This window comes from Vibrio neptunius (genome assembly GCF_000967495.1).
Classification (GTDB): Bacteria; Pseudomonadota; Gammaproteobacteria; order Enterobacterales; family Vibrionaceae; genus Vibrio; species Vibrio neptunius.
Genome location: NZ_JXXU01000011.1, coordinates 146833 through 162999 on the forward strand (window position 1 = coordinate 146833; position 16167 = coordinate 162999).

13 protein-coding genes are annotated in these 16167 nt (G+C 44.6%); 7 read left to right on the forward strand and 6 right to left on the reverse strand.

What is annotated here, in order from left to right; all coding sequences use genetic code 11:
• Positions 1-146 precede the first annotated feature (146 nt).
• Positions 147-1829 (forward strand): aspartate:alanine antiporter, encoded by a 1683-nt coding sequence (locus TW84_RS04825; RefSeq protein ID WP_045974538.1) that lies wholly within the window; start codon positions 147-149, stop codon positions 1827-1829.
• A 59-nt stretch (positions 1830-1888) separates the two neighbouring features.
• On the opposite strand, the gene TW84_RS04830 is transcribed toward TW84_RS04825, so the two are convergent.
• From TW84_RS04830 to TW84_RS04845, 4 genes are all read right to left on the reverse strand, one after another.
• Complete coding sequence (locus TW84_RS04830; protein WP_045974539.1) at positions 1889-2566, reverse strand: ABC transporter permease; 678 nt, start codon at positions 2564-2566, stop codon at positions 1889-1891.
• Between the two features lie 3 nt (positions 2567-2569).
• Positions 2570-3310, reverse strand: a complete 741-nt coding sequence (locus TW84_RS04835) for an ABC transporter permease (protein WP_045974540.1) — start codon at positions 3308-3310, stop codon at positions 2570-2572.
• A 124-nt stretch (positions 3311-3434) separates the two neighbouring features.
• The gene (locus tag TW84_RS04840; protein WP_045974541.1) at positions 3435-4205 is read right to left on the reverse strand and encodes an ABC transporter substrate-binding protein; all 771 of its coding nucleotides are present in this window, start codon (positions 4203-4205) and stop codon (positions 3435-3437) included.
• A 70-nt stretch (positions 4206-4275) separates the two neighbouring features.
• A complete protein-coding gene (locus TW84_RS04845) occupies positions 4276-5046 on the reverse strand; it encodes an ABC transporter ATP-binding protein (protein WP_045974542.1) in 771 nt (256 codons plus the stop codon).
• 675 nt (positions 5047-5721) lie between these two features.
• Here TW84_RS04845 and TW84_RS04850 point away from each other — a divergent pair.
• The 3 genes from TW84_RS04850 (at position 5722) to TW84_RS04860 (ending at position 11017) form a co-directional block, all read left to right on the forward strand.
• Positions 5722-7269, forward strand: coding sequence for a DUF3360 family protein (locus TW84_RS04850; RefSeq protein WP_045974543.1), 1548 nt, complete (start codon positions 5722-5724; stop codon positions 7267-7269).
• A 299-nt stretch (positions 7270-7568) separates the two neighbouring features.
• The gene (gene pflB / locus TW84_RS04855) at positions 7569-9845 is read left to right on the forward strand and encodes a formate C-acetyltransferase (RefSeq protein WP_045974544.1); all 2277 of its coding nucleotides are present in this window, start codon (positions 7569-7571) and stop codon (positions 9843-9845) included.
• 170 nt (positions 9846-10015) lie between these two features.
• Positions 10016-11017 (forward strand): lipid A deacylase LpxR family protein, encoded by a 1002-nt coding sequence (locus TW84_RS04860; protein ID WP_045974545.1) that lies wholly within the window; start codon positions 10016-10018, stop codon positions 11015-11017.
• Here the strand turns inward: TW84_RS04860 and TW84_RS04865 are convergent.
• Entirely contained in the window at positions 11014-12894 is a 1881-nt protein-coding gene (locus TW84_RS04865) for a methyl-accepting chemotaxis protein (RefSeq protein WP_045974546.1), read from the reverse strand. The genes TW84_RS04860 and TW84_RS04865 overlap by 4 nt on opposite strands.
• 226 nt (positions 12895-13120) lie before the next feature.
• On the opposite strand from TW84_RS04865, the gene pflA reads away from it, so the two are divergent.
• The 3 genes from pflA (at position 13121) to TW84_RS04880 (ending at position 15222) form a co-directional block, all read left to right on the forward strand.
• Entirely contained in the window at positions 13121-13861 is a 741-nt protein-coding gene (gene pflA / locus TW84_RS04870) for a pyruvate formate lyase 1-activating protein (protein WP_045974547.1), read from the forward strand.
• A gap of 69 nt (positions 13862-13930) precedes the next feature.
• On the forward strand, positions 13931-14596 hold the full coding sequence (locus TW84_RS04875; protein ID WP_045974548.1) for an energy-coupling factor ABC transporter permease: 666 nt from the start codon (positions 13931-13933) through the stop codon (positions 14594-14596).
• Positions 14597-14721: 125 nt separating this feature from the next.
• Positions 14722-15222: a YfbU family protein gene (locus TW84_RS04880; protein WP_045974549.1), complete on the forward strand. Its 501-nt coding sequence runs from the start codon at positions 14722-14724 to the stop codon at positions 15220-15222.
• Between the two features lie 65 nt (positions 15223-15287).
• Here TW84_RS04880 and TW84_RS04885 read toward each other — a convergent pair whose 3' ends face one another.
• Positions 15288-16055, reverse strand: coding sequence for a MipA/OmpV family protein (locus TW84_RS04885; protein ID WP_045974550.1), 768 nt, complete (start codon positions 16053-16055; stop codon positions 15288-15290).
• Positions 16056-16167 lie beyond the last annotated feature (112 nt).

Consider the following 16167-nt stretch of genomic DNA (forward strand, 5'->3'; position numbering starts at 1 on the left):
TTTGCTTTAAATTAAATCAATATTGTAATTTCTTAGCCTAAGTCAGCGAATAGCAAATTATCATATTTTTCACTTATCATTTTTCTATATTCAGATACAATTCGCACACTTAACTTATCCTCTGGCACTGACATAAGAGCTGCCCCGTGAACATCGACGTTGTAAATTTGCTTGAGCAAAACCCCATCCTCCTCATTTTTGTAGTTCTCGCTATTGGCTTAGCTATTGGAAAAATTCGTTTTGGAAATCTCCAGCTTGGCAACTCAATAGGCGTTTTACTTACCTCTCTAATCATGGGACACCTTGGCTTTACATTTAATGCCGATGCTTTAACCATTGGGTTTATGCTCTTCATTTACTGTGTTGGTATCGAGGCAGGGCCAAACTTCTTCGGTATTTTCTTCAGAGATGGTAAACACTACTTCATCCTAAGCATGGTGGTGCTTACAACCGCTGTATGTATCACTTATTTCGCTAGCCACAGCATGGGATTAGATTTTGGCTTGTCGGCAGGGATGATGGCAGGAGCCCTCACAGCAACCCCTGTATTAGTAGGCGCGCAAGATGCTCTCAACTCCGGCTTAGCCACCACTCCACGTGGTATGGATTTTTCACAGGTTATTGAAAACTTGTCCGTTGGCTACGCTATGGCGTATCTGATTGGCTTGATTAGTATGATCACATTCGCCAAGCTGCTACCAAAACTTCAAAAGCAAAACCTATCCGATTCCGCTCAGCAAATTGCTCAGGAGCGTGGGTTAGGTAGTACCGGGCAGCGAAAGGTCTATTTGCCAATCATTCGAGCTTATCGCGTCGGTCAAGAATTGATCGATTGGATTGATGGCAAGAACCTACGGGAGCTTGGCATCTATCGACAGACTGGCTGCTATATCGAGCGTATTCGTCGAAACGGCATACTTGCCCACCCAGATGGAGATGCTATTCTGCAACAAGGTGATGAAATTGCACTGGTTGGTTTCCCCGATAGCCATGCGCGACTAGACCCTAGTTTTAGGAACGGTAAAGAAGTTTTCGATCGCAATCTTTTAGATTTACGGATTATCGAAGAAGAGATCGTCGTAAAAAGTGACTCTATTGCAGGCAAACGCCTGTCAGATCTTAACTTATCCGAATATGGCTGTTTTCTTAACCGGGTAGTACGCGCGCAGATAGAAATGCCGATGGATCTAGACATCGTTCTAGCTAAAGGCGATGTACTGCAGGTCAGTGGAGAAAAGAGTCGCGTTCACGGCTTAGCAGAAAAAATCGGTTTCATCTCCATTCACAGTCAGATGGCAGACCTACTGGCTTTCTGCAGCTTCTTCATCCTTGGCATTATGTTTGGCCTTATCACCATGACCTTTGGACAAGTTTCGTTTGGCTTAGGTAACGCGGTTGGCCTTCTACTATCTGGTATCACGCTAGGCTTCTTACGAGCTAATCACCCTACGTTCGGCTATGTTCCTCAGGGCGCACTAAATATGGTTAAAGATCTCGGATTGATGTTCTTTATGGTCGGGATTGGCTTAAGTGCAGGCGGTAAGATGTTTGAACACTTAGCACAGGTCGGCCCACAGGTTATTGGTCTGTCATTCCTTGTGAGCGTGGTTCCTGTCGCCCTTGCTTACCTTGTAGGTGCCTATATTTTGAAGATGAACCGAGCACTACTATTCGGTGCCATTATCGGTGCTAGAACTTGCGCCCCAGCGATGGATATCGTTAACGACTATGCCAAGTCGACCATTCCGGCACTCGGCTATGCGGGCACTTACGCTATCGCGAATATTCTGATGACACTTGCGGGAACCGTGTTGATTATCCTCAGTTAAAGTATACCTAGACAAAAAAAGGCTTCCAATTGGAAGCCTTTTTAGATTTTGAAGCTCGATCAGCTAAGCGGTCTTAAGTACGCGAGGAATCGCTTCTCGGCTAACTTGAAGCACCAGAGAATGATAAACGTCAGTGCCATGTAGAAAAGACCTGCAGTGAGGAAAGATTCGAACGGAGCGTAATAGCGAGAGTTTACCAAGCGAGCAGCCCCCGTAAGGTCAACAATCGTGACGATACCTGCAACGGCACTACCGTGAAGCATAAAAATGACTTCATTACTGTACGCTGGTAATGCACGACGTAGTGCACTCGGCAAAATGATACGGCGATAGGTCATAAACGTTCCCATACCATAGGCTTTAGCGGCTTCGACCTCGCCTTTTGGTAAACCATTTATCGCACCTCGGATAATTTCTGCTGTATACGCTGAGGTGTTAAGCACAAACGCCACAAGCGCACAGAACCATGCGTTCTCCCACAAAGTATCCTTCACTGGGAAAAACTGATCCATACCATAGTAAATTAGGTAAAGCTGAACCAGTAATGGTGTGCCTCGGAAAAAGTAGATAAATGCCCAACTCGGCCCATTTATAAAGTAATTAGTACTATTGCGCGCTACACCTAGAGGGATTGCGACACACAAGCCAATGATCAGAGCTAAGCCCACCAGCCATACCGTCCTCCAGAGCCCATCAAGATAAATCGGTAAACTTTCGATAATCAGTGAAAAGTCCATTTCTTACCTCGCATGAATACTAAATTTGCGTTCGACTAGCTTGAGTAGACCTGTTGAAACGCTGGTGAAGAAAAGGAAAATGATCGCTACAGCCATGTAGAAAGTGAATGGCATTTTTGTTGAGCCTGCAGCGAGAGAGCTCATACGCACCATATCTTCCAAACCAATAATGGAAACTAATGCAGTCGTCTTAAGCAGCACCAACCAGTTGTTACCAAAACCAGGCAGTGCATGGCGAATCATCTGCGGCAATAATATACGTCGGAATGCCAACACTGGGCTCATACCGTATGCTTTGGCCGCCTCCAGTTCACCTTTATCTACCGCCATAATTGCGCCACGGAACGTTTCCGCCATATAGGCACCGAAAATAAAGCCAATGGTCAAAACACCTGCAATGAATGGGCTCACATCAATGTAATCTGGTAGATAAGACGTCCACTCATGATTTGGGTCACTTGAAGCAAACCACTCATTCAATGATTCATTGATGGCGTACAAGCTGTTGTTAAGAAGAATTTGTCCGCCGAAGAAAATCAGCATCATTAAAACTAAATCGGGAATACCACGGATCACTGTGGTGTAAAGGGTTGCAATTGCGCGTGCCCAGCGGTATGGCGCCATTTTTGCCAATGCGCCCAGCATGCCTAAAACCATCGCAAGCAGCAGTGAAAGTAGCGCTACTTCTATGGTCACTATGGCCCCTTTAAATATAGAGGCTTCGTATCCTTGTAAATCTAGCATAGGTGAGTTCCTGATCCCTAAACTCAAAGCTTGCTTACTGACTCAATAGCAATCAACAAGCCATAGATATAATTCGACCGCTGGCGACTTCTAGGAACTAGAACCAGCGGTCGCTTTCTGATACTTACTGACCGTAAACGTCGTAGTTGAAGTACTGAGCAGCAATCTCTTGGTAAACACCTTTCTCACGTAGAGATAGGATGGCAGCGTCTAGCTTCTTCGTCAGATCTTTGTCTTGCTTACGTACTGCGATACCAAAACCTTCACCGAACCATTTTGGATCCGTTAGTGACGGGCCGACAAATTCGTAAGCTTCACCACCTGCTTTATTGAGTACGCCTTCTTCCAGTGCAGATGCATCACCAAGAACAGCGGCAACACGACCGCTTGCTAGATCAAGATACGCCTCGTCGAAAGAACCGTAACGTACGATCTCAACTTTGTCACCGTAGTTGTCAGTTAAGTACTTATCGTGAGTGGTTGCACGTTGAACCGCGATTTTTTTACCATCTAGGTTGTCAAAATCTAGACCTGCGCCTTTTTTCGCGATGAATTTGTTAGGGATCAGAGCGTATTTGCCCGTGAAATCCACTTTCTTCTTGCGCTCTTCAGTAATAGACATTGCTGCAATAATGGCATCATACTTACGCGCCAGTAGAGAAGGGATAATGCCATCCCAGTCTTGTGCAACAATCTTACACTTAACCTGCATTTCCTTACATAGAGCATTTGCCATGTCTACGTCGAAGCCTTTAAGAGAACCATCCGCTTCAGTCCAGCTAAATGGAGGATATGCACCTTCAATACCAAAGCGAACTGTCTTCCAATCTTTCGCTTGAGCTACACCTGTTGCTGCTGTAGCAGCTAAAGCTGCAACTAGTAACCACTTTTTCATTTCCATACTCCTGTGATTGTGATTTTTATCTTATAAATTGTGTCTGTCTTTAACTCGTTTAAGTGCAAGCTTAATAAATAGATGAGATGAACTGCTGCAGACGTTCTGAGTCCGGATTAGTGAAGAGCTTAGCAGGGTCTCCCTGCTCTTCCACTAGACCTTGGTGCAAGAACATGACGTGGTTAGAAACATCGCGTGCAAACGCCATTTCATGCGTTACAACTAGCATAGTTCGACCTTCTTCAGCGAGATCTCGCATTACACCTAACACTTCACCGACCAACTCAGGATCAAGTGCAGAGGTAGGCTCATCGAATAGCATAACTTCGGGGTCGACAGCCAATGCACGCGCAATCGCTGCACGTTGTTGCTGTCCACCAGATAAGTGTCCTGGGTAGTAATCTTTACGCTCATAAAGTCCTACTTTCTTGAGCAACAATTCAGCGTTTTCCAAAGCCTGAGCTTTTGGTACGCCTAACACATGCACAGGGGCCTCTATAACATTTTCAAGCACCGTCATATGAGACCAGAGGTTGAAACCTTGGAATACCATTGCAAGTCTGGAACGGATACGCTGTACTTGTCTTTCGTTGGCAGGAACGGCCTCACCGAGGCGATTGTTTTTCATTTGGATCAACTCACCATTAACCCAAATTTCACCTTCAGTCGGTGTTTCAAGAAGGTTGATACATCTTAGGAAGGTACTTTTACCTGAACCTGATGAACCAATAATGGAGATAACATCACCTTTGTGTGCCTCAAGCGAGATACCTTTAAGGACTTCATTTTGTCCGAATGTTTTGTGCAGTTCCTTAATGTCCAGCGCCGGTACATCATTCATGCGCTAATACTCCCTGTTTTTATTATAATTGCCGACTTAACAAACGGCTTTATCGCCGGCGAATTGCTGGGTTCCACCCACATTTTGCTACAAACTAGCACTCCCCAGACTAACATGCAACAAATTATTAACCTTCAATTTAGGGATATATAGCCACTTTATATGACTAAACATTCATTTTATAGAGTAATTCGCTCCATAATACGCATAAATCATTTTAACAAACATATTATCTATCGATGTGGCAATTTAACATTTTTATAAAAACCAGATCTATCTCAACAATTCTCTCAATAGTGTCCATTCGATCTCGCTTGTCCCTCCAAACAGAAGTTATAAAACTCACAATGTGAAAATAATTTTCACTTTATATTTCAACGACTCGCTTATACGGCCTTAGCTGTGTAGTTTTCTTTCACATTCTTTCATAAAGTGATCTAAATCAATCACTCCTTTAGGGGGGCGAGTTACACTCGCGTCAAAGATAAAAGCCTCAATAAGCAAATTTTTGTCTTTTCTATCGTCTATGCTTAAGCACGTGAAAGACGCTCTACAGACGATAGCTCAAGGACCAAAATGCAGGACGCTGAGTCAGGTTTTTATAAGATCGCCAAACCACAATAACTAACGGCGACTCTTCGAAGAATCATTAACTTTTAGAATTATGAGGAATCTATGTCAGACGCAGTCAATAAGTCGCACTCTGATTCGGATATCGAAAACAAGAGCTATCGTGAGCTGCACCGTCCAGCTTCCGAATTTGAGAGCCGTTCAGATTATCTAGATCATGAACTTCAGATCATGAAGCCTCGTCGCTTCGGTTTAAACTTACCCGGTCGTGACTTCCGTTTCGAGCTCGAAGACTTAGTACCCGCACTAGCTGGGACTATCGGCATTATCGCAATGTACTCAGCGGTAATGATGTCTTGGGCTGAGGGCCTGACCGCAGCTTGGGATCACATCAACCTAGGCAAAGACTTCGCCATTGAGGTGGCACGAGTAGAAATGCTCATCCCAGCCCTTCTATTCTGTGTATTGGCATCTGGTTTTATCAACCCGAAAGCAAACCTCGCAGGTAACCACGGGCCAATGATCCCTCTTATCGGCACCATCGCATTAGCTGGCGCACACCCTCTTGCCTTGGCTATCCTGATCGGTATTTTCGGTCTACTGCTCAGCTTCCTGAAAGGTGGGTCCAAGTTAGTTAACCTCACATCACAAGGTACTGCAGGTGGATTGCTGATATTCTTAGGCCTCACCGGTACGATGAGTCAGATAAACTCCATCCAAGCTTGGGCTGTAGGTCTTCAATCAGACACAATTGCTGCGGGTAGCATGGGTTATGTAGGCCTGATTGTCTTGGCCGTCACCATTGCGCTTTATGCGTTCTTGGCAAAAGTGAATAAACGTTGGCTTGCTATTCCCGTCTGTGCATTTACAGGCTTAGCGATTGCACTCGTGCTCGGGGCTGGCTTCGACATTAAGTTCGTTACAGAAACAGGCTTACCGAACCTGAACCCAGTTTACTGGTGGGGCAGTACTGAAGAAGGCTGGATGCTTGGGCTACCAAACATGGAGCACTTTATTGCATCACTACCTTTCGCCATTCTCGCTGTCGCCATGTGGTCACCTGATTTCTTAGGTCATCGTATCTTCCAAGAACTAAACTATCCTAAGAAGACGGAAAAAGTACTGATGGACGTGGATGACACCATGACCATGTGTTCTGTTCGTCAGATGGTGGGTACTGCCGTGGGTGGCGGTAATATTACCTCATCATGGGGCACTTACATGATCCCGGCAGCAATTGCGAAGCGCCCTATCCCAGGCGGTGCAATCCTTCTTGGTCTATTAGTGATGATCATCGCTATCCTTGGTTTCCCTATGGACATCGCAGTGTGGCCACCTGTCATGCGTGTCGCATTATTAGTTGGTGTATCGTTACCTCTACTTGAAGCCGGCATGCAGATGGTGAAAGACTCGAAAGATTCCCAAGCAGCTGGCATTTGTATCTTTGGTTCCGCTGTCGTTAACCCCGTACTTGCTTGGGCCTTAACTATGCTGCTGGATAATAATGGCTTGATTGGTGATAAAGAACGCGCAGCTCGCTTGTCTTTCGTCGATAAAATCATCATTCCAGTTGGCGTACTGGTTATTTGTCTGATTGCCATGTTGGCGGTCGGTATGCTTGAAGGTCAATACGGCATTAAAGCCTGGCTGTAGAAATTAAAATAATTTGTGGGTGGCAAGCTATGTCACCCTCTTTTTATCAACTTTATTGAGGATTTATTGATTTAGTTTAAGGTTTGCAACTTTTTTTTAGTTTAACCTTGAAACCAAGTTAATAAGAAATCATCAAAAACTTAGTGGCAATATTTATAGTTTAAAACACGCTCATAAATCGATTTTAGAGACTATACATATTGTTATTCATTAAGAGTGTACCGCTCCTGAAAAGGAAAACTAACGAGCTCAATAGTTAGAAAGGTACGTGTTTTTTCTACTAAAAAGGTAGGTATGTCATGGCAGAGCAATTTGCTAAAGCTTGGGAAGGTTTTGCTGAGGGTGACTGGCAAAACGAAGTAAACGTTCGTGATTTCATTCAAAAGAACTATGCACCTTATGAAGGCGACGAATCTTTCCTTGTTTCTGAAGGTACTGAAGCAACGAATAAGCTTTGGGAAAAGGTAATGGAAGGTATCAAACAGGAAAACGCGACTCACGCACCTGTTGATTTTGATACTTCAGTTATCTCTACCATCACTGCTCACGATGCAGGCTACATCAACAAAGATCTAGAAACGATCGTTGGTCTTCAAACTGACGCCCCGCTAAAACGCGCTATCATCCCTAACGGTGGTATTCGTATGGTGGAAGGTTCTTGCAAGGTTTACGGTCGTGAACTTGATCCTAAGATCAAAGAAATCTACACAGATTACCGTAAAACACACAACGCGGGTGTTTTCGATATCTACACTCCAGACATCCTAAAATGTCGTAAATCTGGTGTTCTGACTGGTCTTCCAGATGCGTACGGTCGTGGTCGTATCATTGGTGACTACCGTCGTGTAGCTCTATACGGTATCGACTTCCTAATTAAAGACAAGCTAGCTCAATTCGCTTCTCTACAAGAGAAATTTGAGAATGGCGAAGATCTTCAAATGACTATGCAGCTTCGTGAAGAAATCGCTGAGCAGCACCGTGCACTTGGCCAAATGAAAGTGATGGCTGAGAAATACGGTTGTGACATCTCTCGTCCTGCTGAAACTGCTCAAGAAGCTATCCAGTGGACTTACTTCGGTTACCTAGCTGCTGTTAAGTCTCAAAACGGCGCGGCTATGTCTCTAGGTCGTACTTCTACGTTCCTAGATATCTTCATCGAGCGTGATATCGCTGCAGGTAAGATCACTGAAGAACAAGCTCAGGAAATGATCGACCACTTCGTAATGAAACTGCGTATGGTTCGTTTCCTACGTACTCCTGAGTACGATGACCTATTCTCTGGCGACCCAATTTGGGCAACAGAATCTATGGGTGGTATGGGTCTTGACGGTCGTACGCTAGTGACTCGTACTAACTTCCGTTTCCTAAACTCTCTATACACTATGGGTCCTTCTCCAGAGCCGAACATCACTGTTCTATGGTCTGAGCAGCTGCCAGAAGGCTTCAAGAAGTTCTGTGCGAAAGTCTCTATCGATACTTCTTCAATCCAGTACGAAAATGACGATCTAATGCGCCCAGACATGGAGTCAGACGACTACGCAATCGCTTGTTGTGTATCTCCAATGGTTGTTGGTAAGCAAATGCAGTTCTTCGGTGCTCGTGCTAACCTTGCGAAAACTATGCTTTATGCAATCAACGGTGGTGTTGATGAGAAGCTGAAGATGCAAGTTGGTCCAGAAATGCCTAAGATCACTTCAGAAGTACTAGACTTCGACGAAGTGTGGAACAACCTAGACCACTTCATGGATTGGCTAGCGAAGCAGTATGTTGCTGCCCTAAACAGCATCCACTTCATGCACGACAAGTACTCTTACGAGTCTGCGCTTATGGCTCTACATGATCGTGACGTTTACCGCACCATGGCTTGTGGTATTGCAGGTCTATCTATCGCGGCTGACTCACTATCTGCAATTAAACATGCGAAAGTGAAACCGATCCGTGATGAAGATGGTGTTGCAATCGACTTCGAAATCGAGGGCGATTACCCTAAATTTGGTAACAACGATGCTCGTGTAGATGACATTGCTTGTGAGCTAGTAGAAGTGTTCATGAACAAGATCCGTAAGCTTAACACTTACCGCGATGCTGTTCCTACTCAGTCTATCCTTACGATTACATCTAACGTTGTATACGGTAAGAAAACAGGTAATACACCAGACGGTCGTCGCGCAGGTGCTCCGTTTGCTCCAGGTGCAAACCCAATGCACGGCCGTGATGAGAAAGGTGCTGTAGCATCTCTAACATCTGTAGGTAAACTACCATTTGCTCACGCGAAAGACGGTATTTCTTATACCTTCTCTATCGTGCCAAACGCACTGGGTAAGGAAGAGACTTCACAGCGTGCTAACCTTGCTGGTCTGATGGATGGTTACTTCCACCACGAAGCAGGTATCGAAGGTGGTCAGCATCTAAACGTCAACGTACTTAACCGCGATACTCTAGAAGACGCTGTTAAGCACCCAGAGAAATACCCGCAGCTCACTATTCGTGTTTCTGGTTACGCTGTACGTTTTAACTCTCTAACGGCAGAGCAGCAGCAAGACGTTATCGCACGTACTTTCACCGAATCACTATAAGATCGCTTGATTGACTTGAAAGCCCCGCTTCATTGAGCGGGGCTTTTTTATTGCCAAGCAAAACAAAAGTTAGACTCAAGCCACATTTATATTTCAATTTTGTTTCTTTGCTCTCTGATGAATAAGATATGGAGTAATATCTAGACTCCATTCAGAAATGATGTATTTAAATGAACCTATTACGCACTCTTCCCTTGATATTGTTGGCCTCAACTGCTGTTGCTTCCGAGCGCTCGACTGTCTCGTTCTCAATTGACAATGATGGCGTATTTGGTGTCGATCAGGATTATACCAACGGACTGTTTCTCACCTATACCTCTGGCGCTATTACTCCCAACTGGTTAACCAACCCAATGAGCTTATCATTCTGGGGGGGCGCTTCTCTAGACAAATACGAATTCACACTTGGCCATAAAATGTATACACCGTCCGATATTGAGGCCACCACACCAATAATCAATGATAGGCCTTATGCAGGATACCTGCACGCTGAGTTTAACTACATCAGTCTTCATCCTCAGCAGGCACAGCGTTTCAATCTGACATTGGGTACAACAGGTGAGAGTTCACTTGCCGACCAAGCACAAGATATCGTCCACGGTATTACCGGTTCCGACGAACCTCGCGGCTGGGCCTATCAGGTAGACGATGAGTTTGTCGGCAGCCTTGGCTACCTTAGTCACTTCAATCTTTGGCGCGATCGAGCCATTGCTAATACCGATTTGGAAATCTCAAACGTTTCTGAAGTGAATGCCGGCAACTTCCGCAGTGATGTTTCAACGGGCTTTATGCTCCGTTGGGGCAAGGACTTGGCAGGAAGTATGGGAGCCGCAAACATTGATAATGAAAACCCATTCCGCGCAGGTATGCTGGGGGCGTCACAAGCTGGTTGGTTTATCTTTGGGGGTATTGAAGCTCGCTATCGATTTAACGATATTACCATTGAAGGGGACCGGCCGGGTGTCGTTGATTATGCTCAACGCAACGGTGAAAACCCGAGCATCTATGATGTGACGCTAGAAGAAAAGCAAGCCAGCGCAGTGGCCGGCTTTGCTTGGTATAACCAACATTTTGGCGCGACCATTACAGCGACAGCAAAAACTCCTGACTACAAAGAAGCAAAAGATTCAATGTACGGAACGGGTGGCCTCGCATTGTATGCATTCTTCTAAATAGTAAACCTCTGGCAGTCACTGTTCAGGCTGCCAGCCCTTTGTTCTACTACCTGACTGATGGAACGCAGTTGTTCATTGTTTTCTTCTAGTTCTTTCATGGCACTCGAAATCTGAGTCATGCTGTCAGCCATTGATTGGCTGGTCGTTGCCAACTCTTTGATGGAAGCAAAGATGACATCAGTCTGATGAGAAGCTTCATCGGCCTTTTCTGTAATAGTACGTAGTGCCTGCATCGCCTCATGACCTTTTTCCTGCCCGGTTCGCATCGATGTTTCAGATTGACCAATGTACTGGATAACTTCAGAACTTTCTTTCTTCATCGTGTCTATGGTTTCAGAAATCTCAGCTACTGCATCCACGGTTCTCACCGCCAAACTACGGACTTCATCTGCCACGACAGCGAATCCACGCCCCTGCTCACCTGCTCGTGCCGCTTCAATCGCCGCATTCAAAGCCAAAAGGTTGGTTTGCTCGGCGATACCATTAATAATATCCATCACCGAGTCAACTTTCGAAGATGCTTCTTCCAACTGCTGAATATGCCCCGCCGCAGATGTGAGTATAGTACTCACCTCTTCAAGCGAACCAATCGCTGCTCCAATAATTTGCGCCCCTTTCTCTGCCGATTCCGTAGAGGAGCGGCTTATTTCTGATACAAATTCCAGTGAATTGGACACCTCTTGTGTCGTCACACTCACTTCTTCTGTCGCTGAAGCTAATACCTGAGTCTGCCCCAACACTTCAGACTGATGATGAGCCAACCTGTCGAGACCTTGATTAAGTTCGACAGCATTTCCAGACAAAGCCTGACCGCTGGATTGTACACCTGAGACCAGTTCACCCAAATTTTCACAACTATCATTAATGCTGAGCGCCAATTGGTTGAATTCGTCATTGCGGTTTGCCGTCAATGTCATACGTTTCGACAAGTCACCAGCCGATACATTGTGCAAAATCTCACGAGTCTTGTTCAGAGAGCGCGACAGGGAGGTACTCTGCATAATGAAAATGGCAATGGTCAACACAGCCAGAACAATACAGGCGACTAAGATGGACCATAATGTTTGCTCTGAGGACTTCTCAGCAGAAAGCTGATACTGCGAACTGATTCCACTCAGCTCGCTTGTTACTGCCGCAATCAGTTGGGTCAACTGCATTTTGGTTGAAATTAGCTGCTGTTCAACACTACCCAATTCCTTAGAAAGCTCACTCACTCGAACGAATGTCGCTTTGTATTGCTCTATCTCTTTTTCATATAAATCCAACATGGCATAAACGTTGGACATACTTTCAAAAGCCCCCATGGCACGATTGAACAGTTTCAGATTTTCTTCGTTCGGTTGGAGTAAATAATTCTGCTGTGATTTAACCATGGCCTGAAAATCAGAGTTGAGCGTCACCATCCCAGTTTCAGCAATTTTCTGTTCGATAATATTAGCGAGCTTTTTTAACTCCCCCAACTTACCCTCGTCGATGTTAAAACCGAGTTCTTGCTTGAGCTCTAACCAAGGATTAACTGCCGCTTGAAAGTCTCCGATACTTTGCTTCAATCCTGTGGAATAACTCTTTAGATTTAAAACATTGAGAAAAGCAACATCATTGGTAACCGCTTCTACAATATCGCTGATATCTTGTTTTGCCTTCGCAACCTGAGCGCCCTCTAGGTTGTCCAACTCGCTACTCAAGGTCAGAATTTTACTTTGGGTCTGATAAATTGAAATGGAACCAGAAGAGACATCACCGCTGGAATGATACTGTTCACTCATTTGAGTGAGTCTAGAAGAGGTAAACACTGCGAGCATGACAAATCCCATTGTCAGTACAATTAAAAACAGTGTGACTTTCTGTTTTTGTGATAGCGCAAGCATATCCATAAGAAATCCTTAAACATCAGTCGGATGCAACTAAAACTTGCCTAGCCAGTTTGTTTATTAATTATTATAAAAACCTTATTTGGCAACATTTTTATAACATACATTTTAGTCTATGTGCGCTTTTTTTATTAGTCAGTAAAATCTTGAGTATAAAAACCTGAAATGCTATTTAAACCCTACTTTTTGTAATAAAATAACGAACAAATCACTAATTAGAGATGTGCACATGTCAGCAACCGGTCGTATCCATTCTTTCGAGTCCTGTGGAACAGTTGATGGCCCAGGAATTCGGTTTATTGTCTTTATGCAGGGATGTTTAATGCGATGCATGTATTGTCACAATCGCGATACGTGGGACACTCATGGTGGTAAGGAAGTGACCGTTGAAGAAATCATTAACGAAGCCAAAAGCTATCGTCACTTTATGAATGCTTCTGGCGGTGGAGTCACTTGTTCAGGTGGTGAAGCGATGCTACAGCCCGAGTTTGTGCGCGATTTCTTTCGCTCTGCCAAAGCAGAAGGTATCCACACTTGCCTCGACACGAATGGCTACATTCGCAAACACACTGAGGTCATCGATGAAGTGCTTGAGGCGACAGACCTGGTGATGCTTGATCTAAAACACATGAAAGATGAGGTTCACCATGACTTTATCGGTGTATCTAATCGACGCACCATAGACTTTGCCCGCTACTTGCACCGTATCGGACAAAAGACTTGGATTCGCTACGTCGTAGTACCCGGATATACTGATGATGATGAATCTGCGCATATGCTTGGCGAGTTCATCAAAGATATGGACAATATTGAAAAGCTTGAACTGTTACCATATCACAAGTTGGGAGCCCACAAATGGGAAGCGCTCGGTCTGGATTATCCTCTGGAAGGCGTCAATCCACCGTCGAAAGAAACCATGGACAATATCGTCTCGATCCTTGAGCAGTATCACTCAAATGTAAAATATTGATACCATCTGGCGAACATTTCAGAAAAAATACCAACCGGACCGAGGTTGGTATTTTTTTGAGAGGCTATTGTGCTGCTTTCCGAACTCTTCGCATTACTCGTTATACTGCTCTCAATGAGTTTTATATGGAAAGACGTATTGCGAGTATTACTTCCAAAACTCATGGCAGAACGAGGCTTTCAACACCTTACATTTGCAGCTATCTTTGCTCTGTTCGCTTTGTGGTCAGCACAAGCAGGTGTTAAAGAAGGTTTATCCATCCACTTTTTAGCCTTGACGTCCGTAACGTTAATGTATGGCTGGCGAAGTGCTTACGCGCTTTCAATCGTCGTTTCGTTATTGCTTGCCTCTTTCGGCCAGTTAACCTTCAGCCAATTGCCAGAATACATTCTTTTCTCCTGCTTGATTCCTATATTAATCAGCTACGCTGTTTTTCTGCTGAGTTATCAATACTTACCGAGGAACATCTTTGTATTCATCTTCATTGCCGGATTCTTCAACGGGGCTTTTACAGGCAGTGTTCACCTCACCATTAACTCTATATACCATATTGTTCAGGGTACCCACGATTGGCTCACCATATTCGACAATTATATGGTGTTTATTCCTCTGCTGGCTTTCCCAGAAGGCTTGCTCAACGGGATGACGATGGCAATGTTTGCGGTGTTCAAACCGGAGTGGTTGCGAGTTTTCTCCGACCGTGATTACATCTATAACCACTACCACAAGAAGTGATTATTCAAACTGAAATTTCTTTACATTTTTAACGATAAACATGTGTTGAGATCATGTTTCAGTGCGTAATGAAAAGATAACCTAAGCACATTAAAGATGTATTAGATTGTTTTAGTGAGGCCACTATGGAAATGACCAACGCTCAGCGCTTGATCCTATCTAACCAGTACTATTTGATGTCTCAAATGGACCCAGAAAATGCGGCAAAATACCGTCGTTTACAAACGATCGTTGAACGCGGCTACGGGCTTCAGATTCGAGAGCTAGATAAAGAATTTGGCTGTTTACAAGAAACAGAGTGTCGAGAAATTATTGATATAATGGAAATGTTCCACGCAATGCAAGAGTCGTGCAAAATGCTATCTCAAACGGAACAAGCCGACGTCGATCAACGCCGCCTGATGTTCTTGGGATTCGACATTGCCACAGAAGCCCAGCATGTTAATTACGTACGATTCCTTGTCGACTCTGAAGGTTTATACCCACAGTTTGACAAAGCTGACCATCATTTTAACGCCCAGATGCCCATGCTAGAGAAGTACCGACGTATGCTAAACACTTGGCGTGCCTGCCCTCGTCAGTACCATCTGTGCAACACCGAACTGAAACAAATTTTCAATGCGTAGCCATTACGCAAAACACTAAAAAGGGTTACGCAAAAGTAACCCTTTTTTACTCCTACTCTCTTTCATCAAAATACGTAAGCGATACCAATGTTAGCGGACGTTGACACACCACTTTCAATAAGTGGGGAGCTTTCAATCGCTCCTTCTAGGTTGGTATAGCGAACTCCACCCGTAAATCGAACACTCGGCGTAATATGCACATAAGCAGAAACACCAATGAAATACTGGCCATCCCAATCTGCTTCAAATGCCCTAAAAGTCTCGTCATATATCTGTGCTCGTGCCGCTTCTGCCTCACTGACACCGTATAAGTGGTCATTGATTTTGTCACTGTTGTACGCATATCCAATGGAAGGAGTTACTCCCCACCCTTTTTGACGAAAAGGTAACCGCCAAGCAGCTTCAGCGTATAGACCATTATGCCTGCCGGCTAGATCTGTACCAGCGGTAGCCTCAAGTACACCCGCTAACGTAATTAACTGGTAGCTGACTCCACCTAGAACCGTGGCTTTGCGTTGGTCCATTTGCTGGATAGCACGGTTATCAGAATCACTCGGTTTTAACGTTCTTGGGTCATAAGCTATGCGGAAGATGATGTTTTGTGGCGAACCAGCGGGGAACCAACGATAGCCAGCACTAAAGCCACGCAAAAACAAGTGTTCACCTTCATAACCCACTAAAGGGATCACCGTTTCATTAGACGGCGTATCTTTGTACACAGCAGGAGAATAAGAAGCTGCGACACCCAAAGACCATTGAGAAATCTTTGCATTAACAACCGGAGAGGTGAGCAAAGCCGTGGTCATTACGAGTTTAAGCCAAGAGGTTTTCAATTTTCGCACCTAAGTTATGGTAGGGATTGACATCTGAACACATTATATGGAATAGCACACCTTAAAACAATGTCTCTCTAACCGATTAATCACCTGTTTTTATGAGCATTAA